A 24,142-nucleotide genomic window follows, 5' to 3' on the forward strand; every position below is an offset into this window, starting at 1 on the left:
ATTTAGCGTTGCTATGATTTCGTCCGCGAGGCCGTTTCTGACGGCTTCCATTGAACCGCCACTCCATTGCTGTAGCGGGCATCCACCCGTCTGACTTCGTCTGAACGCGACGCCAGCCGTTCCTGATAAACCGTGACAAAGCGTTCAAAACGCGCCTCAACCTGGTCCCTGCCCAGAACCACTTCGATACCGTTGGCAAGCGTCAGCGTCCAGGCACCGCGCTGTTCCAGGCTCAGCCCGGCAAACCCGAGATTATGGCCGGTGAGCGTATCCGACATGGTCCGTGCCATATTGATCACGTCCTTCACGCGCTCATCCGGGCCGGCCAGCCGAGGCAGTCGCCCGGCTACTTCCGGGTTAGGCGGCGCAAACAATTCTCCGTTGCGGCTCACCAGCCGATGGCTATTCCAATACGCCAATGGCTTTTTCTCACGGATGTCAATCTGAAGTCGGTCTGGCCATACCCGCTTGACCGCTGCAGACTCCACCCATGGGCGCTGCTCCAGGCTTTCTTTAATGTCTGAAAGATCCGTGGCGAAGAAACTCCGACCTATCCACTTGCCCGCACTGCGCTCCAGTGCCGTGCGGTTTTCACCCACCAGCTCGCCCTTTACGTCGATGGCCATGACCTGACGATCCATGGCGCTCAATACTTCGCTGGTTCCCCAGGGCACCAATGCCGCCAGCAGGACGATACCCGCGCCCATGAGCGCCTGCCCCCAAGGCACGGCAGACAATACTGCTCTCAGCAAACCAAACCGGTCCCGTTCTGGCCCAAGGGAGGTAGCTCCCCTGCGCTTCGGTGGGTCGGACGGTACCGCCCGGCTCCGGATCAGCAGCCTTTCAAGCATCGCTGGCCTCCAAGGTGTCCATGAGGATCCTCACCACCAGTTCCTCGAAACTGATACCCGCTGCCCGGGCCGACATGGGCACCAGGCTGTGGTCGGTCATTCCAGGGACCGTGTTCACTTCCAGAAGCCAGAATTCGCCCTGGCTGTCCTGCATGATGTCTACGCGCCCCCAGGTGCGGCAGCCCAGCCCCCGGAACGCTTCCAGCGCCAGATGCTGGAGCTTCAGTTCGCTGTCCGGGTCCAATCCGCACGGGATCTGGTAGCGGGTGTCGTCGGCCAGATACTTGGCGTCGTAATCGTAGAAAACGTGATCCGTGCTCAAACCAATGGCCGGCAGTGCCTGGTCCTGCAAGAGGCTGACGGTAAATTCCGGGCCTTCAATCCACTCCTCAACGAGAACCAGAGGATCCAGTACGGCCGCCTGCGTATAAGCCTCAACCAGCTCCTGCTCATTGTTCACTTTACGAATGCCAATGCTGGAGCCTTCCCGCGAGGGTTTTACGCTCAACGGCAACGACAGCGACTGTAATAAGCTGCCAGCTTCCTCCACGGAACCCATGGCACGGAATTTCGGGGTTGGAAGACCGCAGCCTTCAAACACGTATTTGCTACGCAACTTGTCCATAGCCAGCGCAGAGGCCAGCACGTCACTGCCCGTAAAGGGAATACCCGCCTGGGACAGAATGGCCTGAATCGTGCCGTCTTCCCCACCGCGCCCGTGCAGGGCAATAAAGACCCGGTCAAACTCAGGCTCTTCCACGGTTTTCAGCAAACAACCGCGCACATCCACGGCATAGGCATCGACTCCGGCGGATACCAGTGCTGACAGCACTGCCTGCCCGCTTTTCAGTGACACTTCACGCTCAGCGGAATCACCGCCCATGAAGACAGCCACCCGCCCCAGTGCTTTCAGCGTGTCCGGATCGCCTTGATAACCTTGTGAATCGACAGTCCTGGCCATCTCACTCATCCGCAATCACTCCCGCAGCTGCCAGTCGCGCAGCCACTCCGCCTATATCACCCGCGCCCTGTGTAATCAGCAGATCACCGTCTTGTAACGTGTTGGCAAGCAGGGCTTCGATCTCTCCGTTTTCTTCCACAAAAAGCGGCTCCACACTGCCTCGCTGCCGCAGGCTGCGACACAATGCACGGCCATCCGCACCCGGTATCGCTGGCTCACCCGCTGAATACACGTCCATCAGCAACAGCCCGTCCACGTCCGAGAGTACCCTGACGAAATCCTCATAGAGATCCCGGGTACGGGTGTAGCGGTGAGGCTGATAAAGCATGACCAACCGGCGATCGGGCCAGGCATCACGGGCGGCTCGGATAACGGCCTCCACTTCCGTGGGGTGATGACCATAGTCATCGATCAGGGTGACAGTGCCCTTGCGGGTGGCGTAATCGCCGTAGACCTGGAACCGACGGCCCACCCCGGCAAAGCCTGCAAGACCCCGACAGATGGCAACATCGTCCACGCCCTCGTCGGTGGCCACGGCAATGGCCGCCAGGGCATTGAGTACGTTGTGGCGGCCCGGCATTTTCAGTTCAACGTCCAGGTCACTGCGGCCACCCGGGCGACGAACCACAAACCGTGTCCGCAGGCCGTCGGATTCAATGTTCTCGGCCCGGTAGTCGGCGTCCGGATTATCGATGCCATAGGTGATAATGGCGCGGGAGATCCTGGGGATGATTTCCTGCACGAAGCCGTCATCCACACACATCACCGCAACGCCGTAAAATGGCAGGTTGTGGAGGAAATCCACAAATGTCTGTTTCAGACGCCCAACATCGCCGCCATAGGTGTCCATATGGTCGGCTTCAATGTTGGTCACCACCGAGATCACCGGCGTCAGGTGCAGGAAAGACGCATCGCTTTCATCGGCCTCGGCCACCAGATAGCGGGAACCACCAAGCTGCGCGTTGGTTCCGGCGCTATTGAGTTTGCCACCAATCACAAACGTGGGATCCAGGCCGGCCTCTCCCAAAACCGATGCAAGTAGACTGGTGGTGGTTGTTTTGCCATGAGTGCCAGCCACGGCAATGCCATGGCGATAGCGCATGATTTCCGCCAGCATTTCTGCACGAGGCACGATCGGCACCCGTCGACTACGAGCCGCCGATACTTCCGGGTTATCACCCGTTACCGCAGACGACACCACAACCACGTCAGCACTGGCACTGTTCTCCTCACGATGCCCGATGAACACCTCAACGCCCATGCCGGACAGCCGGTCTGTCACGGCACTCTCACGAATGTCAGAGCCGGACACATCGTAGCCCTGGTTCTTCAGGACCTCGGCAATACCGCTCATGCCAGCACCGCCAATCCCCACAAAATGAATATTGCGGATACGGCGCATCTCGGGCACCTGATAGACCAGCGGGGGATTTGTGGATTCAGCCATTTGCGGCCTCCAAACAGTAGTTCACGACTCTCTCCGTTGCATCGGGGCGAGCCAGCGTCTTTGCGGCCTTCGCCATGTCCAGAATCCGGCGGCGGTCCTTGCCGAGATCGGTCAGGGTTTCCGCCAGCAGATCGGCCGACAGCTTTGGCTGCGGGATCAGAATGGCGCCTTTCGCGTTAACCATTTGCTGTGCGTTTCGGGTCTGGTGGTCGTCCACAGCATGGGGGAACGGCACCAGCACGGCGCCTACGCCGGCAACACACAACTCAGACACGGTGAGCGCACCAGACCGGCAGAGCACAATGTCGGCCCAGCCGTAGGCCTCTGCCATGTCTTTGATAAACGGCTCCACCGAGGCGTCCACGCTGTGGTCACGGTAGGCATCACCGGCTTCCTCGATATTCTTCTCGCCACATTGATGGCGTACCGTCGGCCGCTCGGCTTCAGGCATCTGGGCCAGTGCCGCCGGCAGCGTGCGATTGAACACCTGGGCACCAAGGCTGCCACCCACCACCAGTAACCGCATCGCACCCGCCCGGCCGGACATCCGCTGATCGGGCTCGGCGAGCTCGGCCAGGTCCTGCCTGACCGGGTTGCCGGTACAGCGGGTTACCACAGTCGTGCCGAAGCTCCCGGGAAAGGCCTCCAACACGGTATGGGCGAAGCGCACCAGAATGCGATTGGTCATTCCGGCAATGGCGTTCTGTTCGTGGATCACCAGCGGCACCCGGTTCAGCCAGGCGGAAAGACCGCCGGGACCGGTCACAAAGCCCCCCATGCCGATGACGCAATGTGGGCGGATGGTGCGAACGATCGTAAAGGCCTGTCCAAGAGCGCGCATCAGCCGGAACGGCGCCATCAACAAAGCCAGGCGACCCTTGCCCCTCAGCCCGGAGACCTGGATCAGCGACAGCGGTATGTCGGTTTCGCCGATCAGTCGCTCTTCCATACCGCCACGAGAACCCAGCCAGAAAACCTCATGCCCCTTGTCCTGCAGCTGTCTCGCCGTTGCCAGGGCAGGGAAAACATGGCCACCGGTGCCACCAGCCATCATCAGAAAGCGCCGTTTATCAGTCATAAACCGCACCTCCCCTGGCCGCTGGTTTACGGGTCTTCTCGCTGGCCAGTTTTTCGCGGTCCAGCCGCTCCATCTCCACCCGTGCCAGCACACCAATGCAGACAGCGGTAATCATCAGGCTGGAACCGCCATAGCTCACAAGCGGCAAGGTCAGCCCCTTGGTAGGCAGTAGGCCCGTACTGACCGCCATGTTGATACCGGCCTGCAAACCAATCAGCAAAGTAATGCCATAGGAGAAACACGCAGCGAATGGCATGCCCGCTTTCTCGGCCCTTCTGGCAATCACAAATCCGGTCACCACCAACACAGTGAACAGGCCCAAGACCATCAGCGACCCCAACAACCCGAATTCTTCCGCAATGATCGCGAAGATAAAGTCGGTGTGGGCCTCCGGCAGATAGAAGAGTTTCTGTACCGAATTCCCCAACCCGGTACCCGCCCAGTCGCCACGACCGAACGCAATCAGTGACTGGGTTAGCTGGTAACCGGTATCAAACTGGTCTTTCCAGGGGTCGAGGTAACTCACAACCCGCTTCAACCGGTAGGGCTGGGTGAATACCAGCACGGAACCCATCACCACCAACACACCAATCAGCGGCATAAACCGGCTAAGCCGGACGCCACTCAGGAAAATCATGCCGGCTGATGCAGCAACCAGTACCACCGTGGCGCCAAAATCCGGCTCGATAACCAATAGCACCGAGGCAATACCCAGCACGCCCAATGGCTTGAGGAACCCAGGCCAGGTATTTAGCAACTCATCCCGACGACGCACCACGTATCCCGCCAGGTAGGCAATCAGGCAGAGCTTCGCGATTTCCGACACCTGAACATTGAACAGACCAAAAGAGATCCAGCGTGTGGAGCCATTGACCGTACGCCCGAGGGGCGTCAGTACCAGAAGCAGAGACAGCAAACCGACCCCAAGCAACAGCCACCCGCTGCGCTCCCACCACGAGATCGGCACGTTGACGGCAATCAGCGCAAGGACGCAGCCGATGCCGGCAAAAATAAGCTGACGGATCACATAGTGGTAACTGTTGCCCATGGTTTCCGCCGCCATGTCCATGGAGGCGGAAGAAATCATCACAATGCCCATGACCAGCAACGCAGCAGAACTGATGATCAGTAGTGGCAGCGGACGCAGATCACGGAACAGGCCGTGTTGGCTGGTGAGGGATAGGTCAGCGTGCATCACAGCCCCTCCACCTGTTGACGGAAACGATCGCCACGATCCCCGTAGTCGCGGAACATGTCGAAACTCGCGCAGGCAGGTGACAACAGTACCCGGTCACCCGGATGGGCCAGTTTTTTTGCCGTATGGACAGCGTCTGCGATGTCAGCAGCGTTGACCGTCTCAACCCGATTACCCAAAGCGGTGGCGATGATTTCAGCATCAGCGCCGATCAGTACAACCGCGCGACAATGAGTTGACACGGGTTCAGCGAGCAAGGAGAAATCAGCGCCCTTGCCTTCACCACCGGCAATCAGCACGATTTTCCCACCCGCTGGCACCAAACTCTCAATGGCGGCGGCCGTCGCTCCCACATTGGTGCCCTTGGAGTCATTGATGTAGTCGACATCGCTCACCCGCCGAACGAATTCGCACCGATGCGGCAGCCCCTTGAAACGCTTGGCAGTTTCCAGCATCACGTCCATCGGTAACCCGGCGGCGTGCCCAAGTGCCAGTGCCGCCATCACATTGCTGATATTATGCTGACCCATCAGGCCCAATTCCTCGGCCAACAGCAGGTTGTCAAAACCGAAGGTAATCCAGGTGCCTTCATCGTCATCTCGGGTACTGAACGTATCCGGGTTAACACGGTGAAAGCCGAAACACAGGAACCGGAGGCTATCCCTCGCCATGGGCGTGCTAAGGGCATCGTCCAGATTGACCACGGCGTTCTGGCAGCCGTTGAAAATTCGTTGTTTGGCCTGGAAATAGGCCATCTTGTCCGGGTAGCGATCCATGTGATCATCGCTGACGTTCAGCACCGTGGCCGCCAGGGCATTCAGTTCCCGGGTGGTTTCGAGCTGGAAGCTCGATAGTTCCAGAACATAAAGGTCCGCACCGCGACCAAGCAGATCCAGCGCCGGAGTGCCGATATTGCCGCCGACTTCCACGCGGCGGCCAGCGGCCCCGGCCATCTCTCCGACCAGCGTGGTCACCGTGGTTTTTCCATTGGAACCGGTGATGGCGATGATCGGCGCGTCCGCTACTTCGGAAAACAGGTCAATATCACCGCGAATGACAGCCCCTTTATCGGCCGCCCCCCGAATAGCCGGTTCCGCAACACTGATCCCTGGGCTGACCACCAATTCGTTAAAGCCGGAAAACAGGTCGGCATCGAACTCACCCAGGTACACGGGCAGGTCCGGCCATTCGGCCCTGAGATCATCCAGGCCGGGCGGCGACAGGCGGCTATCAGCCACGGCAACATCGCGGCCTTTTTCGCACAGATAGCGCACGCAGGAGAGCCCGGTTTTACCGAGCCCCACAACCAGCGTTCGACGATCTGAAACGATGACACCCATGGTGCTTTGCTTCCCTATCTCAGTTTCAGGCTGGCTAAGCCAACCAGTACTAACACGACAGTGACAACCCAGAAGCGCACAATAACGCGCGGCTCCGGCCAGCCTTTCAATTCAAAATGATGATGCAGCGGCGCCATGCGGAATATCCGCCGGCCGGTAAGCCGGAAGGACGCCACCTGAAGAATCACGGAAACGGTTTCCATGACGAACACGCCGCCCATGATGAACAATACGATTTCCTGCCGTACGATCACGGCCACGACACCCAGCGCCGCGCCAAGCGCCAACGCGCCCACGTCGCCCATGAACACCTGGGCGGGATAGGTGTTGAACCACAGAAATCCCAGCCCGGCACCCACCAGCGCACCACAGAACACAATCAACTCCCCGGTGCCCGGCAAGTGAGGAATCAGCAAATAATCGGCGAACTGAGCGTGACCAGACACGTAAGCAAAGATGCCCAGGGCCGCCGCCACCATCACCGTCGGCATAATGGCGAGCCCGTCGAGGCCATCGGTCAGGTTCACCGCGTTGCTGCTGCCCACAATCACGAAGTAGCTCAACAGGATGAACAGCACCGGCCCCAGGGTCAGCGATACGTTCTTGAAAAATGGCACGTAGAGCGACGTTTCCTGGGGCAATGCAGAACTCATGAACAGCGCTATCGCCGCCGTCGCTCCGATCACTGACTGCCAGAAATATTTCCAGCGTGCAGGCAATCCCCTCGGATTGCGCTCCACCACTTTGCGGTAGTCGTCCACCCAGCCAATCGCACCGAACAAAAGGGTGACCAGAATCGCCACCCAGACATACCGATTGCTCAGATCCGCCCACAGCAATGAGCTGACCCCGACAGCCACCAGAATCAGCGCACCACCCATGGTCGGCGTGCCGGCTTTGCTCAGATGCGTTTGTGGGCCGTCGTCACGAACTGCCTGCCCGATCTGGTACTGGCTGAGTTTGCGAATCATCACCGGGCCGATCAGCAGGGAGATCAACAGGGCGGTCAGCACCCCGAAGATCCCCCTGACGGTCAGGTACTGGAAAACCGTCAGCGCGGAAAAGTACTGTGAAAGAGCCTCTGTCAGCCAGAGCAGCATGCGTTACCCACCTTTTCTTGTATTCCCTCCACCACGCGATCCATGGCGGAACTGCGAGAACCCTTGACCAGTACCGTCTGTGACTCGGCAGGCCCCTCAAACAGACGACGCACAGCGTCGTCATGGCTCGCACACACCTCAGCGGCGTCTCCGAAACCCTCAACATATCCTTCACAGCCGGGACCCACGGCGATCAGTCTTTCGATGCCCCTCGCCCTGGCGAATTCACCAACCTCCCTGTGCAGAGCTAAGCTGTCCTGCCCTAACTCAGCCATCGCCCCCAACACAACCACGCGGCTGGCCGGTCGCGCAGCCAACACATCCAAAGCGGCTTTCATGGAGGCAGGGTTGGCGTTGTAGCTGTCGTCGATGACGGTCAGTTTCGGTGTCAGCACCATCATTTGCAGGCGCCCCTTTACCGGCTTCAGAGCCGCCAGCCCCGCCTTTATCGCCTCATCGCCTGCACCCAGCTCCCGTGCAGCGGCAATCGCCAACAATGCATTGGTGATATTGTGCTCGCCCTGCAGGGAAAAGCTGATGTCACAGAACCAGCCGTCCGGCCCCTGTGCACGAAACTGCCGCACATCGCCATCGCTGCGGATATCTTCGGGGACGTAATCAGCCCCTTCACTTGCCCGGCCACTGACACTTGCAACCCGACGCTTGCCCGCCCGCTGACGCCATAGATCGAAGGCAGGGTCATCACTGTTCAGGACCACAAGACCGGATGCTGGCGCGCCATCAATGATTTCACCCTTTGCACGCACCACGTTGTCGTATCCACCAAACCCTTCCAGGTGCGCCTGCCCGGCGTTGGTGAGGATGACCACCTCCGGCCGAACTATATTGACGGTGTGGGCTATCTCTCCCAGACCGCTGGCTCCGAGTTCTATCGCGCCCAGCTGGTGTTCCGGTGACAGCCTGAACAGCGTCAAGGGAACGCCAATGTGGTTATTGAGGTTACCCTCGGTGGCGAGGGTATTACCTACCTGCGAAAGAATCGCGGCCACCATTTCGCGTACCGTGGTCTTACCGCTGCTACCGGTGATCGCCACAAAACGCGCGGTGCTGGCATTGCGATTGGCCAGGGCCAGTTGTGCCAATGCGTCTATCGTGTCCGAAACCCGGATCTGCGGAAGCCCCAGGCTCGGGTCTGCCTTGTCTACAACAGCAGCCACGGCTCCAGCCTTCTCGGCCACCGCCAGATAATCATGCCCGTCGAAGTTCTCACCCCTAAGCGCCACGAACACGTCTCCGCTGGCGATTAGGCGCGTATCGGTCGAGACACCCTGAAACATCAGGCCGTCCAGATCACCCACAGCCACAGTGCCGCCAAGCCAATTGACAGCCTCAGCCAGCGCAAATGGCCGCATCATGCGACACCCCCATTCAACGACAGCGCATGTCGCACCTGTTCAGCGTCGCTGAACGGAAATCTCTGGCCTGCCACTTCTTGCCACGCCTCGTGGCCCTTTCCGGCGATCAGCACAATATCCCCCGCCACGGCGGAGTGAATAGCCTGGCGAATCGCCTCAGCACGATCATGGATAACCGCGACCTGTTCTGGGCGCTCGAATCCGGCAACGATGTCGGAGGTAATGGCATCCGGGTCTTCACTGCGCGGATTGTCGTCCGTCACGATCACGACATCAGCCCCTTTTTCTGCTTCCCGGGCCATCTCTGGCCGCTTACCGGTGTCGCGGTCGCCGCCACAGCCGAATACACAGAAAAGCCGCCCGCCAACATGGGGACGCAAGGCGGCAAGTGCACTGTTCAGGGCATCCGGGGTATGGGCGTAATCCACAACAACACGCACATCATTACTGCCGGCGAAGGGCTCCAGCCGTCCCGGTGGGGGCGACAACCGCTCAACCGCTTGCTGAACCCGCTCTACCGGCACACCCAGGCTGAGCACGGCTGCGATGGCTGCCAGAATATTGCTGACGTTAAAGCTTCCCAATACCCGGGCGGACACATTAAACCTGCCCCAAAGCCCGTCTACACCGGCGCTAAAACCGTCAATGGACGGTGCGAATTCCGTCAGCCAGAGCTCGGTCTGGGCCTCGTGCAAGCTGTAACGGACACGGTCACATTTGCCATCAAGCTTCTCATAGAGCTGCCTTCCAAACGGATCATCGAAGTTGATGACCGCGAAATGCAGCTCTTCGCGATGAAAAAGACGGGCCTTCGCCGCTCCGTAAGCATCCATGGAACCGTGGTAGTCCAGGTGGTCCCGGGTAAGATTGGTAAACACCGCACCGGTCATGGTCAGGTTGTCGACCCGCCCCTGTTCGAGTGCGTGTGAAGAGACTTCCATCGCCGCCGCGCGTCCGCCCTGGGCGATGATTTTTGAAAGTACCCGATTTACCTGCACAACATCCGGCGTGGTGTGTGCACCTTCCTGCAGCGCACCGGGCATACCATAGCCGAGGGTGCCGATAACGCCGCAAGGGGTGCCGGTCTCCTGGAGCAATGTCGCTATGTAATGGCTTACCGAGGTTTTGCCATTCGTTCCGGTCACGCCAATCAGGCGCAATCGCTGAGAGGGATGCTCGAAAAATCGATCCGCGATCTTCCCGAGGTGAGCGCGCAACATCGTCACCGGAACAATAAGAACACCTTCATGCTCGTAGCATTCATCCGGCTGCGCTGACTCCAACAGGATTACGGTGGCACCCGCACCGATCGCCTGTTCGATGTAGTGGTCGGCGGGCGTTCGGGCACCGGCCAGGGCAACGAACGCGTCGCCCGACCTGACGTCACGGCTGTCGGTCTTCAGGCCGTGGATTGTGACATCAAACACCGACGGTACCGGTGCGATTCCCTGCAACAATGTGCTGAGTGATGTAATACACATAACCCTAACCCCGCTCCCCGGAAGCCCGACGCGGCGCATTTGCCTCGCCCAGCTCCAGTTCCGGCTTTACGTTCAGTAGCCGCAATGCATCACCCATTACCCTGGCGAATACGGGCGCAGCCACTTCGCCACCGTAGTATTCGCCGGACTGGGGTGCATCGACAGCCACGACTGTGACAATCCGCGGATTGTCGATGGGAGCCATACCGGCAAATATCGCCTTGTACTGGCTATCCTCATACCCATTCTTACCCACCAGGTGTACCGTGCCGGTTTTACCACCGGCAGAATAGAACCCCGGTTGAGCGCGCTTTCCGGTACCGTTCTCGACCACCTCTCGCAACATTTCCCTGATCTGGAATGAGACTTCTTCGGAAAGAACTCGTTCCCCAACGGGTTTTTCATCCGCCTTCAACAGACTCAGCGGGTAGCGGATTCCGCCATTGGCCAGAACCATGTATGCCTGCGCCAGTTGAAGCGCATTGACGCTCATGCCATACCCATAGGACAGGGTTGCCTCTTCGACGGGGCGCCACTTTGGTGGTGCCGGCAGCACGCCAACAGCCTCACCGGGGAACCCGATACCGGTAGGTTGGCCCAGCCCCAGGCGGGCATAAAGATCCCGGATAGTGTCACCACCCAACTCGGTGGCGATCTTGCTGATGCCGACGTTGCTGGATTTCGCAATCACGTCGGTCAGACTTACCACTCCATAATTCCGGTGATCACGAATCGTGAAACGGCCAAAGCGCCGGTACCCCGGCGCTGTGTCTATGGTGCTGGAAGCCTTGAACTTCCCCGATTCCAGTGCTGCAGCCATGGAAACAGGCTTCATCGTGGACCCCGGCTCAAACAGATCGGTAATGGCCTTGTTCCGTAAACGGTCAGGGCTCAGCTGGCTGCGGTCGTTGGGGTTGTAGGAGCCCTGGTTCACCATGGCCAACACCTCGCCGGTGTCCACGTCCAGCATCACCAGAGTGCCACCCCTGGCGTCGTGCGCGCCGACAACGGCTTTCAGCTCCCGATAAGCCAGATACTGGAGCCGCAAATCAATGCTGAGTTCGAGGTTGCGACCAGGCTTCGCGTCGCGGATCAACGTCAGATCCTTGATCACACGGCCACGGTTGTCCTTGAGCACCCTCTTGCGACCACTTTCACCACTCAGCCACTGGTTGTAGGCCAGCTCGATACCTTCCTGACCGCTTTCATCGATATTCGTAAACCCGACCACATGAGCCGTCACCTCTCCAGCGGGATAGTAACGACGGTACTCCTGGCGGCTGTACACGCCCGGAACACCCATTGCCAGCACCTGTCGTGCAATCTCTGGCTGAAGCTTACGGCGCAGGTAGATGAATTCCCGGCCTGAATACTTACGCAGCCGCTCCCGCAGTCTGGCCTCCTGGAGGCCCAACAGGCGTGCGACATTGGTCAGTCGCGGTCCATCCGCGTCGATTTCGGAGGGATTCGCCCAGATGGTCTGGACCGGAGTGCTCACCGCCAGTGATTCTCCGTGCCGGTCCGTCACGACCCCACGATGAGCATCGATACTTTCCACCCGAATAGTGCGCACGTCGCCCTGCTTGCGCAGGAACTCGTTGTCCACCACATGCAGATCCACCAACCGCCAGGCAAGGGCACCGACAACCAGCAGAAAAACACCCAACACGGTGCCGTACCGCCAGGCCCCAAGCCCGGCGGTCAGTCGCTGACCCCATGTTGCTGTTTTTCCCTGGTCCGACACTGTCTTCACCTTACGGTTTGTTGTTTTCGCTTAACGCGACCCGACAAGCGGCGCCATCAACGGCACCAGAACGATGTCCTGCTTGCCCGGCACGACCATTCCGAAACGCTCGGAAGCCAGTTGCTCTACCCGTCCGTGGGCGCTCAAAGCACTCTGCTCCAGCAACAACTGACTCCACTCACGCTGGTAGTTGTCACGCTGTTCCTGCAGCTGAGACAAGGAGTTGAACAATTCACGGTTCTCATGGGCACTGACAACAACGCCCAACGAGGACACAATCAACAGCATTACCAAACCCACGGTGATCAACACGCGCTTCTGCTGAAGTGCGGTAAAGACCTGGTTCGACAACCTGACCGCAGTGGCGACGCCGTCCCTGACACGTTTTCTGTTCAGTCGCGCTGTTTTTGTTGGCTGTTCAATCGCTACCGCGCCCATGATTACGCGCTCCCTAACTTGTGTTGTTCCGGTATCCGTTCAAGTACACGCATAACCGCGCTCCTCGCCCGCACGTTGTCGCTCACTTCTTCTGTATCCGCCTTGTTCGCCTTGCCGATCAACCGAAACGCCGATGCTTCCTGCTCCGCCGTCACCGGCACGCCTTTTGGCAATCTCGGCCCGCGCGCCAAGTCCCGCATGAAGCGTTTGACCAGCCGGTCCTCTAACGAATGGAAGCTGATAACCACCAGCCTTCCACCGGGCATCAGCTTTTCAACAGCGGCATTGAGCCCAAGCTCCAGATCTTCCAGCTCCCGGTTGATAAAAATCCGGATTGCCTGGAACGTCCGGGTGGCCGGATGCTTGTGCTTTTCTTTTTTCGGCACCGCCTCACTGACCAACGACGCCAGTTGGCGCGTGGTTTCCAGGGGCGCCTCCTTACGTCGCTCCACAACAAGACGAGCGATACGGCGGGAGAACTTCTCCTCGCCGTATCGCCAGATCACGTTCGCGATGTCTTTTTCGTCCGCCTCGGCCAACCATTGCGCCGCACTTGGCGCCTGCCCGGGGTCCATTCTCATATCCAGCGGCCCATCGCGCATAAAGCTGAACCCCCTGGCGGCATCGTCCAGCTGCGGGGATGAAACACCAAGATCCAGCAAAACACCATTAACCTTCATCCACCCCTGGGCTTCAGCGGCAGCGCCCAGTTCCGCAAACGAGCCGTGAAATGGCTGAAACCGAGCATCGCTCGCAGACAAGTCACGGGCCACCTGAATTGCGTCCGGATCCTTGTCGATACCCAATACCTTTCCGCCCTGCCCGAGCTGCCCCAGAATCAGCCGGCTGTGACCTCCGCGACCAAAGGTGCCATCGATATAAACGCCATCTGGATCGTTGACCAGCAAATCCACCGCCGAGTCCAGGAGCACGGAGCGATGCCGGTACTGACCGGCAGTCTCATGCCCGCGGCCGACTGTCATAGCGACAACGCCTCCATTTCCGGCGGCATCTCGTCTTCATCCGATGACTCGTCAAGCCAAGCGAACCAGCGCTCTTCGCTCCACAGCTCCAACTTCTTGCCCTGACCAATCAGCATCAATTTTTTCTCCAGGCGCGCATAACTGCGCAACGTGGGTGGCACCAGAATGCGCCCCGCCGAGTCCAGTTCCAAAGGCGTGGCATGGCCCAGCAGCAGTCGCTGCAACCTGCGGGCGGCTTTATTCATATTGGGAAGTGCTTCAATTTGTGGCCTCAATGCCTCCCACTGTGGTTCCGGATACATCAGCAAGCAGCGCTCTTCATCGGCATTGGCCGTCAATACAATGCGGCCACTGCAGGCATGCGCGAGCTCTTCGCGCACCCTGGCGGGGATCGCCAAGCGACCCTTCGCATCCATATTGATGGCATGACTGCCAAGAAAATTGCTCATTAGCACCAATTCCGGGGTTCAGAAACCACAAATAACCACTAGAAACCACTTTTTCCCACTTGTGCACACTATAGAAACACGCAATACACAATGCAAGCGCCGCGAACAGCGCCACACCCGGAAAAGTTCCTTTCACGACAAGAGGTTACAGAACAAGATTGGTCAAAAGCTGGAGATTACGGAAAAGAAAAACCTAAAAATCAATCACCTGCAGTCAGTTCTGAAGATGGCAAGTGAACTCTAAGATTTTTTGGCTATAAAAGCTTGCTGGTGAGAATGACAAATGTCACATCAAGCGGAGAAATAAAAATGAGCTCGCCGGTAAGCCGGGTTCTGTCTGGGACAGTCATTCATCTAGGGCCTGCGTCACCACAGGCCTCAAGCGACCTACCCGAATCCAGCGCGGGCCGCGCCATAGGATTCCTATTTGGTCTTGCTCCAGGTGGGGTTTACCATCGCCGTGAACTGTTGCCAGTCACGCGGTGCGCTCTTACCGCACCGTTTCACCCTTACCGGTGCCCGCGAACATGTCACGGCCACTTAGGCGGTATACTTTCTGTTGCACTTTCCGTCGGCTCGCGCCGCCCAGGCGTTACCTGGCACCTTGCCCTGTGGAGCCCGGACTTTCCTCCCCCGGTAAAACCGGCGGCGACTGTCTGGCGAGCTCGGGCGAGACCATACTCCAGCCTGCAGCGGCAGGCAAGAAAAACCGCGAACCAGCGACTTCCTGAGATCAGGCCTTCAGAGACAACGCTCGCTGATACAGCTCATTCTTGGAGATTCCGGTTAACTCCGAGGCCAGCTTCGCCGCCTTTTTCACCGGCAACTCTGTCAGCAGCAACGCCAACACCCGGTCCGCCTCTGCCGCCCCCACCGACAACTCCTCTGCGCTAGCGCCACGCACCATCACCACGAATTCGCCACGACTGCCATGGGGGTCCGCCTCCAGGGTCTGCCTGACATGGACCGCCGCCCCTACATAGAAAGTCTCGAACGTTTTGGTCAGCTCCCGGGCCAGCACGATCTCTCGCTCTGCTCCCATCACCTCCGCGATATCCCCCACCGTATCGACAATACGGTGGGGCGACTCGTAGAACACCAATGTGGCGGATTCCCTCGCCAGGCGGTCCAGGGCAGACTTGCGCGCTCCGGACTTGGAGGGCAGAAAACCCTCGAACAGAAACCGATCCGTCGGCAACCCTGCCGCGCTCAGCGCCGAAATGAGTGCACAGGCACCAGGCACCGGAGTAACCCGATAACCCTGAGCCCGAGCCTCCCTTACCAGCACAAAGCCTGGATCAGAGATCAGCGGCGTCCCCGCATCGGAAATCAGAGCCACATCCTGGCAGGCCGCAAGCTTGTCCAGTACCTGGCCAGCCCTGTCCCGTTCATTGTGTTCGTGCAAGGCCATCATTGGCTTGCTGATGCCCAAATGCTGCAATAGACGGCCACTGTGCCGGGTATCCTCGGCCGCAATCACCGCCACCCGCGACAAAACAGCCGCGGCCCTGGGAGACATATCGTCCAGGTTGCCAATCGGTGTAGCAACGATATACAGGGTGCCAGCCTGTTCTGGCGGCTCACTTTCTGAGTTCACACATCCCTCTCTTTGCCCCCTGCGCATGACACCAACGTCATGTGAATTCACGCGGGAGCTGTTAAACTTGCGGCCTGATAAATCAAACCATTAATGGGAAGCCCGGCGGGCACCAGGGCTCCCGGCATGATGCCGCCGATTACCCGGCGCCACAAGCGTAATAACCCGGAGTATTGTGAGCCAGCCATGACCAAATACCGCCAGAACCTGAAAACCATCACCATTCTCCTGGCCACGACGGTGCTGTTTGCGGGTTGCGCAAGCGTGAACCTGGAATCGTACATTGCCAAAACCGCCGGAGAAGCCCTTGAAGTCGCTGCCAGCGAAACCAACCGACAAAGCGCACAGGCTTACCTGTTGAGAGCAGCAGACAGGTTCCAGGGTCAAAACGAACACCGGGCCGCCAGAAAGTTGCTTCAGAGCCAGCAATTCTCGCCGGCCACGGAGGCCACAGAAAACCAACGGCTTCTGCTGGCCATGGCCAGCGCCACTGCGCTTGAGGATGGCGATTGGGCGAAGAACATTGCATCCGGCATTGGGCCAGATCATTTCCTTAATTATGAAAGAAACCTGATCAACCGCGCTGCAAGATTGCAGGAGCGAACCTATCGGCTTGCCGGAGACAACCTTGCGGCGGCCATTACCCTGATCTTGCTGTCCGGAGCGGACTCAGACGCCAATACACAATCGGTCCATGACGACATCTGGAAGAACCTGAAACAGACTTCCGACACCCAGCTCGCCGACAGGCAAGGCCGCGCCATTGGCTATGAAGCCCAGGGCTGGCTTGAACTGGCTGGCATTCTCCGGCAGCCGGGGATCAATCTGGACGAACAGGGAAGAATGATCCGCAGTTGGCAGAACAACTGGCCTGACCACCCCGCCGCCGGGGTTTTACCGGCTGAACTGCAATTGATTGCAAACCTCGCAGAGAGCCAGCCCGAAAGAATCACCCTGGCATTGCCACTCAGCGGACCATTATCGAGTGCGGGCGCTGCCATCCGCGATGGTTTTTTCGCCGCTTACTACGGGGACAAGTCGGCGGAGCGTGGAGAAATCAGCATTCGAGTCATCGATACCTCGGATCGAGACTTTCGCTCGCTTTATGACGAGCTGACCAAAGAGGAACAGGATCTGATCGTCGGACCCCTGGAAAAAGAGTCCCTGGCAGCACTCGCCGGCATGTCGACTCTGCCTGTACCGGTTCTGGGCCTGAACTATCTGCCACGAGATGCCACAGCTCCCGACGGACTCTACCAATTCGGGCTGTCGGCAGAAGACGAAGCCAGACAAATTGCCAATCGCCTTGATGCAGAGGGCATCGACCAGATCCTTGTACTGATCCCCACGGGCGAGTGGGGAGACCGCCTGGAAAGCGCCCTGCTTGACCAACTGTCGCAAAACGGAGGCATTGCACTGGATATTGAGCGCTACTTCCGCGAGGACAATCTCCGTGCCGTCACTGCCGACCTGCTTGGCATCACAGTATCCCGCGATCGGGCCATAGACGCTGAACGCACGGCCGGCATTGACGTGGAGTTCGAGCCCCGGCGGCGCCAGGATGCTGACGGCATCGTTATGGTCGCAGAGCCAACCATCGCACGGCAATTCAAACCATTATTCGCCTTCTATTTTGGCGGTGATCTGCCCGTATACTCACCCTCCATGGTCTACGAGGGCAATCCGGACCCATCACGGGACCGGGACCTGAACGGCGTCACCTTTACCGACACGCCCTGGGTTCTTGAAAAGACAAACCGCTTTCGCGACATCGTCAAGGAAGCCATGCCCGATGTCCGGGGCCAGCTTGGCCGTCTGTTCGCCATGGGCGCCGATGCCTGGAATCTGAGCAAACGACTGCCACTGCTGAGACAGGTCGAGGGAGCCACGATAGACGGCCAGACCGGGGTGCTGAGCATGACCCCCGAAGGCAGCATTCATCGGGAACAACTCTGGGCCCGATTCAGTGAAGGAACACCAGAACAACTGCCACCGCTGGAACCCGAAGAAACAGAATCGGATGCCCCAGCTATGGAAGACGCCTCCAACCCAAATTAACAACCAGGACACCTTATGCCATGGATGGCAGCACAGGAACACGAAAAGCCACCGGGGACCATGCCGAGGGCGTTGCCGCACGCTACCTTCAGACGCGAGGCGTCACTATTCTGGCACGCAACGTGTTCAGTCGCGGGGGCGAAATTGACCTCATCGGCAGGGACAGTGATGTGCTGGTTTTCTTCGAGGTGCGATACCGCGGAAGCGGCAGCCTGACCGGTGCAGCCGAATCCATCACCCCCATAAAGCAAAGGCGCATCATCCGCGCCGCTTCGTTTTACCTCCACAGGCATGGGCTATGGAATGCGAACGCAAGAATTGACGTAATAGCAATCGCACCGGGCGAACGCAAAAAATACCGGATACAATGGATAAAAAACGCCATTCAGGTCTGACTATGACGGATACCGAACAACAGATAAACCAGTGGTTTGCCAACCATATGGAACACACGGCCCACGCCGCCAGCCTGACGGCACCGGCCATCGAGAGCGCCTCGGACGCACTGGTCAACACGCTACTCAATGATGGCAAAATCATTACCTGCGCTAACGGTAACGCCAACGTACTTACACAGTACTTCTGCACGGCGCTGCTCAACCGCTTTGAACATGACCGACCGGCACTGCCAGCCATCAACCTGGGAGCGGATGCGACAACCTACTCCGCAATCTGTCGCGACAATCGCTTCAATGACACCTTCTCAAGACAGGTTCGCGCTATTGGTAAAGCCAACGATCTGCTCTTGGTGATTGTGGACGATGGCCACAAGGCCAACCTGATCCAGGCGATACAGGCTGCGCATGACAGGGAAATGAATGTGGTAGTACTGAGCGCCAAGGAAAAAACCGACATCACCTCGCTGCTACACCCGGAGGACCACGAAATAGCCCTGGACAATCTTTCCCCGACTGCAGCAACGCCCATCCTGCTAGTGATTATCAACGCCCTGTGCGGGCTGATCGACGAAAAACTGTTCGGTGGATAAACAAAAAAGCCAGCTGTTAAAAACAGCTGGCTTTTTAGACATCCTGAGGCTTTCCTTTCAAGACGGAGCTATTTCACGACCTTAAGCGTTGGCCGACCGCTGGGCCGATCTCCACCTTGACCGCTATCGCTACTGCCATTCTCGGAATCCTTTCCGCCGGGGCCTTCCGGATCAGGAGAGCCTGGTTCGCTACCGAAGACCATACCCTCACCGTTCTCCTTTGCGTATACCGCCATGACAGCCTGCAGGGGGATGAAGACCTGCATCGGCACACCGCCAAAACGCGCGCTGAATTCCAGGGCGCCATTACCAATCACCAGACCACGCACGGCTCCAGGACTGATATTGAGCACGATCTGCCCATTGGCAACGTGCTCAGTAGGAACCTGAACACCCTGCACCCCCGCATCCACTACGATATACGGCGTGCAGTCGTTATCGAGGATCCACTCGTTGAATGCCCGAACGAGGTAGGGACGGCTTGATGTCATCGTTATCTTACTATCAGGCACTGCCTTTCTCCTGAACCGGTTTCAGGCGCTGCATATCAGTTACGGATATCTTCTTCCAGGTCTGACAGACTCGCCTTGAAACCTTCACGACTGAATATGCTATCCATGTACTTTTGAAGCGGCTTCGCCTGCTTTTCATTCAGCTCAATACCCAGCGACGGCAAGCGCCACAGAATCGGAGCAATACAGCAATCCACAATCGTGAACTCTTCCGACAGGAAAAAGGGCATTTCACCAAACAGCGGCGCCGTGGCCAGCAAACTTTCGCGAAGCTCTTTTCGGGCGCCATCCGACGCCTTTGCGTTGGGCTGAGCCAGAATCTGATCCACCAATCCACACCAGTCTTTCTGGATGCGGTGAATCATCAGGCGACTGTTCGCCCGCGCAACAGGATAAACCGGCAGCAATGGCGGATGTGGAAAACGCTCGTCCAGATACTCCATCATGATATTTGGCTCGTAGAGCACAAGGTCACGATCCACCAGCGTCGGCAGGGCATTGTACGGGTTCAGGTCAGCCAACTCTCCAGGCGGGTTATCCGGATCAACGTTAACTACGTCAACCGTTACCCCCTTCTCTGCCAGCACAATGCGGACTCTGTGGCTGTAATGACTGGCCGGGTCCGAGAAAAACGTCATTGATGACCGCTTGGTCACAACGCCCATAGAACTACCTCACGATTTGACTAACCGAATTGATCCTGAAAAACGCAAAAATCCAGCGGGCCGGCTATTGCCCGCTGGAACTCAGGGACAGGAATTATACCTGAAATCTCAGTGTACGTCCTTCCAGTACTCGCGATTAAGCAGGTAGGCAAAGATAAAGAATATCGCCACGAAGATCAGTACGAACATACCCAGCCTTTCACGCTCAACCTTTACCGGGTCGCCCATGTAAGACATGAAATTGGTCAGGTCATACATAGCCCGGTTGAATTCCTCCGGCTCCATGGAACCTTCGGTTTCCCATTCCGGGCAGATATCCGCATTACGAACATCGCCGCTGAGAGGATCAACACTCGCACCCTCACCAATTTTCGGCTCAACCGCGCACAGACCCTGCAAACCGATCAATGCGTGGGGCATACCGACATTTTCAAAAACCACGTTGTTCACACCCAGCGGACGACTTTCATCCTTGTAAAAGCCACGAAGATAGGAATAGATCCAGTCTTCACCGCGAAGACGCGACTCCAGCGTAAGATCTGGCGGCGGAGCACCGAACCAGCTCGCCGCCATCTCCTTGCTCATGGAATTTTTCATGAGTTCGCCGATTTTTGCACCGGTGAAAATCAGGTTTTCTTCGTAAAGCTCGGCGGGAATCCCCAGATCATCCGAAACACGCTTATACCGCGCATACTCCATGGAGTGACACCCCATGCAGTAGTTGGTGAAAAGGGCCGCACCGCGCTGGAGCGACGCTTTGTTGGTATGGTCCGGCTCCATGGTATCAAGCGGCACGGACGCTCCTGCTGCCAGCCCGAGGGCCGGCAGGATCGCTATGAAAAGACCAACTATCAGCTTTCTCATCATCCTGTCACCCTCTCTGGAACTGGCTTTGTTTTCTCCATGCGCGTGTAGAACGGCATGAGAATAAAATAGAGGAAGTAGAACGTTGTCAGGATCTGGGCAACCGTTGTGCGGCCTTCAGTGGCCGGAACAATGCCGAGATACCCCAGGACGACGAAGCTGATGGCAAAGATCGTCAGAGCAATCTTGCTCAACCAGCCTTTGTAGCGCATTGAACGTACCGGGCTCCTGTCCAGCCAGGGCAAAACAAACAGGATCGCGATAGCGGCACCCATCACGACAACCCCCCAGAACTTCGCGTCCAGGCCGAAGAGGTCAATGGTCACCGCCCGCAGCATGGCGTAGAACGGTGTGAAGTACCATACCGGCGCGATGTGGTCGGGCGTCTTGAGGGCATTGGCCGGTTCAAAATTCGGCTTTTCAATGAACAACCCGCCCATCTCGGGGAAGAAGAAGACCACGATAAAGAAGATGAAGAAGAAAACACCCACACCCAAAAGGTCATGCACCGTGTAATAGGGATGGAACGGTATACCATCTTTCGGAACGCCGTTTTCGTCCTTGTTCTTCTTGATATCGATACCGTCGGGGTTATTGGACCCAACTTCGTGCAGAGCAAGGATGTGCAGCACCACCAAACCAAGCAGAACGATTGGCAATGCGACGACATGCAATGCAAAGAAACGGTTCAGGGTAATACCGGAAATCAGGTAGTCGCCGCGGATCCACAGGGACAGATCATCACCAATTAGCGGAATAGCACCAAACAGGTTTACGATCACCTGTGCACCCCAATAGGACATCTGGCCCCAGGGCAGCAGATAGCCCATAAATGCCTCGGCCATCAGTACCAGGTAAATCAGCATACCGAAGATCCAGATCAGCTCGCGCGGCTTTTGATAAGAGCCGTACATCAAGCCACGGAACATGTGGAGATAAACCACCACGAAGAATGCAGAAGCGCCAGTGGAGTGCAGGTATCGAAGCAACCAACCCCACTCAACATCGCGCATGATGTATTCAACCGACGCGAAGGCACCTTCTGCCGTGGGGTTATAGCTCATGGTCAGCCAGATGCCGGTCACAAGCTGATTCACCAGCACCAGCATCGCCAGCGAACCAAAGAAATACCACATGTTGAAGTTCTTGGGCGCGTAGTATTTGCCAACGTGCTTGTTCCACGCATCGACAATCGGAAGACGCTCGTCTACCCAGTTCACTAACTTATTCATTATGCGGCCCCCTCAGGATCCAGACCGACGGTCAGGGTGTTCTCGTCGTCAAAGCGATAGGGAGGCACCTGAAGATTCGCCGGTGCCGGCATATTCGGATAGACACGCCCCGCAAGGTCGTAACGAGAGCCGTGACACGCGCAATAGAAGCCGCCAAGCCAGTTTTCCCCGAGATCGGCTGGAGCGACTTCTGGCCTGAATTGGGGAGAGCAGCCCAGATGGGTACAGATACCAACGAGAACAGCGTACTCGTCCTTGATTGCCCGGAGCTCGCCTTCGATATAGGCAGGTTGGTCCGCTTCCTTGGAAAGGGGATCCTTCACCTGGTCATTCAGCTCGAGAATGTTTTCGTTCATCTCTTCGGTGCGGCGAACAACCCACACCGGCTTACCGCGCCATTTGACGGTCATTTGCTGACCTGGCTCCAGTTTACTGACATTGACGGTGACCGGTGCACCGGCTGCTTCCGCTTTGGCACTGGGATTCCAGGATGCTACGAAAGGCACGGCCGCACCGACGACGCCGACACCACCCACCACAGACGTGGCACCGATCAAAAATCGGCGCCTGCCTTGGCTCACGTCGCCATTACTCATTATGGTTATCTCCCATCAGGCGACATACAGCCCTGCTTACAGGGAAACTGCACATCGAAAAGGACTTCTCTCAACCTAAAATTATAAGCGCTCAAATGGTAATGAAATTACCCTGCCCTTACAAGTCGGAAAGGCTTTGAGCCGGGCCATTACCTGTCTCAAGCCTGTTCGAAACTGACTTCCCAGACAACAAAAAACCCGGCCAATAGACCGGGTTTTTTCGGATCTGCTCCAGCGATTTTTAACGCTTGGAGAACTGAGGACGCTTACGCGCCTTCCGCAGACCAACTTTCTTACGCTCCACTTCACGAGCGTCACGGGTAACGTAACCCGCTTTACGCAGCGCAGGGCGCAGCGTTTCATCGTAATCCATCAGGGCGCGAGTCAGGCCGTGACGAATAGCGCCCGCCTGACCACTGATACCACCACCTTTAACAGTGATGTTGATATCGAAACGATCCGCGGATTCGGCAACCACGAGGGGCTGACGAACAATCATCCGCAGAGTTTCGCGACCGAAAAACTGCTCAATGGAACGACCGTTGATAGAGATGTTACCGCTTCCCGGCTTGATGAAAACCCGAGCCGTGGATGTCTTGCGGCGACCAGTACCGTAATTTTGTGCTACAGACATATCCGCCTTCCGTTAAATGTCGAGTTCTTTGGGCTGCTGGGCTGCATGAGGATGCTCAGCGCCGGCATAAATTTTCAGCTTCTTGAACATGGCGCGGCCAAGCGGGCCATTCGGAAGCATGCCTTTAACAGACTTCTGGATGATTTGCTCAGGAGCCTTGTCGACCAGCTTCTCGAAGTTGATGGACTTGATTCCACCCGGAAAGCCGGTGTGACTGTAGTACATCTTGTCAAATGCTTTTTTGCCGGTAACCCGTACCTGACTGGCATTGATAACCACAATGTAATCACCAGTGTCGACGTGAGGGGTGTACTCAGGCTTATGCTTGCCCCGCAGACGACGGGCGATTTCAGTTGACAGACGACCCAGCGTCTTGCCGGCTGCGTCTACAACGTACCAGTCACGTGTTACTGTTTCTGGTTTCGCACTCAGAGTCTTCATTGATTCCGCCTTGAACGCTATATAAGAAACGTTAAAAACCGCCACCGGTAAATGCTCGGCATCCGGAGGAGGTTCTTTACCTGTATGTTATGCGGCAGTGACATCATTCGGG

Annotated in this window: 24 protein-coding genes and 1 other RNA gene; 3 read left to right on the top strand and 22 right to left on the bottom strand. The window is 57.7% G+C overall.

Going from position 1 to position 24,142, the window contains the following annotated elements:
* Window positions 1-11: 11 nt before the first annotated feature.
* From B3M52_RS01010 to rsmI, 15 genes are all read right to left on the bottom strand, one after another.
* The gene (locus B3M52_RS01010; protein ID WP_286748537.1) at window positions 12-851 is read right to left on the bottom strand and encodes a cell division protein FtsQ/DivIB; all 840 of its coding nucleotides are present in this window, start codon (window positions 849-851) and stop codon (window positions 12-14) included.
* Entirely contained in the window at window positions 844-1,821 is a 978-nt protein-coding gene (locus B3M52_RS01015) for a D-alanine--D-alanine ligase (protein WP_286748538.1), read from the bottom strand. The genes B3M52_RS01010 and B3M52_RS01015 overlap by 8 nt, the downstream gene beginning before the upstream one ends.
* Window positions 1,814-3,259, bottom strand: a complete 1,446-nt coding sequence (gene murC, locus B3M52_RS01020) for a UDP-N-acetylmuramate--L-alanine ligase (RefSeq protein ID WP_286748539.1) — start codon at window positions 3,257-3,259, stop codon at window positions 1,814-1,816. The genes B3M52_RS01015 and murC overlap by 8 nt, the downstream gene beginning before the upstream one ends.
* Entirely contained in the window at window positions 3,252-4,337 is a 1,086-nt protein-coding gene (gene murG, locus B3M52_RS01025; RefSeq protein WP_286748540.1) for an undecaprenyldiphospho-muramoylpentapeptide beta-N-acetylglucosaminyltransferase, read from the bottom strand. Before murG ends, murC begins: the two co-directional genes overlap by 8 nt.
* Complete coding sequence (gene ftsW, locus B3M52_RS01030; protein ID WP_273623182.1) at window positions 4,330-5,532, bottom strand: putative lipid II flippase FtsW; 1,203 nt, start codon at window positions 5,530-5,532, stop codon at window positions 4,330-4,332. The genes murG and ftsW overlap by 8 nt, the downstream gene beginning before the upstream one ends.
* Window positions 5,532-6,872, bottom strand: a complete 1,341-nt coding sequence (gene murD, locus B3M52_RS01035; protein ID WP_286748541.1) for a UDP-N-acetylmuramoyl-L-alanine--D-glutamate ligase — start codon at window positions 6,870-6,872, stop codon at window positions 5,532-5,534. Before murD ends, ftsW begins: the two co-directional genes overlap by 1 nt.
* A gap of 14 nt (window positions 6,873-6,886) precedes the next feature.
* Window positions 6,887-7,972 carry a phospho-N-acetylmuramoyl-pentapeptide-transferase gene (gene mraY, locus B3M52_RS01040; RefSeq protein WP_286748542.1) on the bottom strand — a complete coding sequence of 362 codons (1,086 nt, stop codon included), beginning with the start codon at window positions 7,970-7,972 and terminating at the stop codon, window positions 6,887-6,889.
* A complete protein-coding gene (locus tag B3M52_RS01045) occupies window positions 7,957-9,348 on the bottom strand; it encodes a UDP-N-acetylmuramoyl-tripeptide--D-alanyl-D-alanine ligase (RefSeq protein WP_286748543.1) in 1,392 nt (463 codons plus the stop codon). Before B3M52_RS01045 ends, mraY begins: the two co-directional genes overlap by 16 nt.
* Entirely contained in the window at window positions 9,345-10,829 is a 1,485-nt protein-coding gene (locus B3M52_RS01050; RefSeq protein ID WP_286748544.1) for a UDP-N-acetylmuramoyl-L-alanyl-D-glutamate--2,6-diaminopimelate ligase, read from the bottom strand. The genes B3M52_RS01045 and B3M52_RS01050 overlap by 4 nt, the downstream gene beginning before the upstream one ends.
* Before the next feature lie 4 nt (window positions 10,830-10,833).
* Window positions 10,834-12,573 carry a peptidoglycan D,D-transpeptidase FtsI family protein gene (locus B3M52_RS01055; protein WP_286748545.1) on the bottom strand — a complete coding sequence of 580 codons (1,740 nt, stop codon included), beginning with the start codon at window positions 12,571-12,573 and terminating at the stop codon, window positions 10,834-10,836.
* Window positions 12,574-12,603: 30 nt separating this feature from the next.
* Window positions 12,604-13,011: a cell division protein FtsL gene (gene ftsL / locus B3M52_RS01060; protein ID WP_007154585.1), complete on the bottom strand. Its 408-nt coding sequence runs from the start codon at window positions 13,009-13,011 to the stop codon at window positions 12,604-12,606.
* 2 nt (window positions 13,012-13,013) lie between these two features.
* Window positions 13,014-13,994: a 16S rRNA (cytosine(1402)-N(4))-methyltransferase RsmH gene (gene rsmH, locus B3M52_RS01065; RefSeq protein WP_286748546.1), complete on the bottom strand. Its 981-nt coding sequence runs from the start codon at window positions 13,992-13,994 to the stop codon at window positions 13,014-13,016.
* Window positions 13,991-14,443 carry a division/cell wall cluster transcriptional repressor MraZ gene (mraZ, locus tag B3M52_RS01070; protein WP_007154587.1) on the bottom strand — a complete coding sequence of 151 codons (453 nt, stop codon included), beginning with the start codon at window positions 14,441-14,443 and terminating at the stop codon, window positions 13,991-13,993. Before mraZ ends, rsmH begins: the two co-directional genes overlap by 4 nt.
* 306 nt (window positions 14,444-14,749) lie before the next feature.
* Window positions 14,750-15,111, bottom strand: an RNA gene (gene rnpB, locus B3M52_RS01075) — RNase P RNA component class A.
* 65 nt (window positions 15,112-15,176) lie between these two features.
* A complete protein-coding gene (rsmI, locus tag B3M52_RS01080; protein ID WP_286748547.1) occupies window positions 15,177-16,040 on the bottom strand; it encodes a 16S rRNA (cytidine(1402)-2'-O)-methyltransferase in 864 nt (287 codons plus the stop codon).
* A 126-nt stretch (window positions 16,041-16,166) separates the two neighbouring features.
* Here rsmI and B3M52_RS01085 point away from each other — a divergent pair, with 126 nt between their 5' ends.
* The 3 genes from B3M52_RS01085 to B3M52_RS01095 are packed head-to-tail and all read left to right on the top strand — an operon-like array spanning window position 16,167 to window position 19,086.
* Window positions 16,167-18,098, top strand: coding sequence for a penicillin-binding protein activator (locus tag B3M52_RS01085; RefSeq protein ID WP_286748548.1), 1,932 nt, complete (start codon window positions 16,167-16,169; stop codon window positions 18,096-18,098).
* Window positions 18,099-18,118: 20 nt separating this feature from the next.
* Window positions 18,119-18,493, top strand: a complete 375-nt coding sequence (locus B3M52_RS01090) for a YraN family protein (RefSeq protein WP_286748549.1) — start codon at window positions 18,119-18,121, stop codon at window positions 18,491-18,493.
* 2 nt (window positions 18,494-18,495) lie between these two features.
* Window positions 18,496-19,086, top strand: coding sequence for an SIS domain-containing protein (locus tag B3M52_RS01095; protein ID WP_286748550.1), 591 nt, complete (start codon window positions 18,496-18,498; stop codon window positions 19,084-19,086).
* 68 nt (window positions 19,087-19,154) lie between these two features.
* Here the strand turns inward: B3M52_RS01095 and B3M52_RS01100 are convergent, their stop codons facing one another.
* From B3M52_RS01100 to rplM, 7 genes are all read right to left on the bottom strand, one after another.
* Entirely contained in the window at window positions 19,155-19,577 is a 423-nt protein-coding gene (locus B3M52_RS01100) for a ClpXP protease specificity-enhancing factor (RefSeq protein ID WP_178380796.1), read from the bottom strand.
* 56 nt (window positions 19,578-19,633) lie between these two features.
* Window positions 19,634-20,263: a glutathione S-transferase N-terminal domain-containing protein gene (locus B3M52_RS01105; protein WP_286748551.1), complete on the bottom strand. Its 630-nt coding sequence runs from the start codon at window positions 20,261-20,263 to the stop codon at window positions 19,634-19,636.
* Window positions 20,264-20,371: 108 nt separating this feature from the next.
* Window positions 20,372-21,127 carry a cytochrome c1 gene (locus tag B3M52_RS01110; RefSeq protein ID WP_286748552.1) on the bottom strand — a complete coding sequence of 252 codons (756 nt, stop codon included), beginning with the start codon at window positions 21,125-21,127 and terminating at the stop codon, window positions 20,372-20,374.
* Entirely contained in the window at window positions 21,127-22,359 is a 1,233-nt protein-coding gene (locus B3M52_RS01115; RefSeq protein WP_286748553.1) for a cytochrome b, read from the bottom strand. Before B3M52_RS01115 ends, B3M52_RS01110 begins: the two co-directional genes overlap by 1 nt.
* A complete protein-coding gene (gene petA / locus B3M52_RS01120; protein ID WP_286748554.1) occupies window positions 22,359-22,955 on the bottom strand; it encodes a ubiquinol-cytochrome c reductase iron-sulfur subunit in 597 nt (198 codons plus the stop codon). Before petA ends, B3M52_RS01115 begins: the two co-directional genes overlap by 1 nt.
* A gap of 241 nt (window positions 22,956-23,196) precedes the next feature.
* Window positions 23,197-23,589: a 30S ribosomal protein S9 gene (rpsI, locus tag B3M52_RS01125; protein WP_286748555.1), complete on the bottom strand. Its 393-nt coding sequence runs from the start codon at window positions 23,587-23,589 to the stop codon at window positions 23,197-23,199.
* A 12-nt stretch (window positions 23,590-23,601) separates the two neighbouring features.
* Window positions 23,602-24,030, bottom strand: coding sequence for a 50S ribosomal protein L13 (gene rplM, locus B3M52_RS01130; RefSeq protein ID WP_007154598.1), 429 nt, complete (start codon window positions 24,028-24,030; stop codon window positions 23,602-23,604).
* Window positions 24,031-24,142 lie beyond the last annotated feature (112 nt).

Origin of the sequence: Marinobacter sp. UBA2688, assembly GCF_002352785.1 — a bacterium.
GTDB classification, from domain to species: domain Bacteria; phylum Pseudomonadota; class Gammaproteobacteria; order Pseudomonadales; family Oleiphilaceae; genus Marinobacter; species Marinobacter salarius.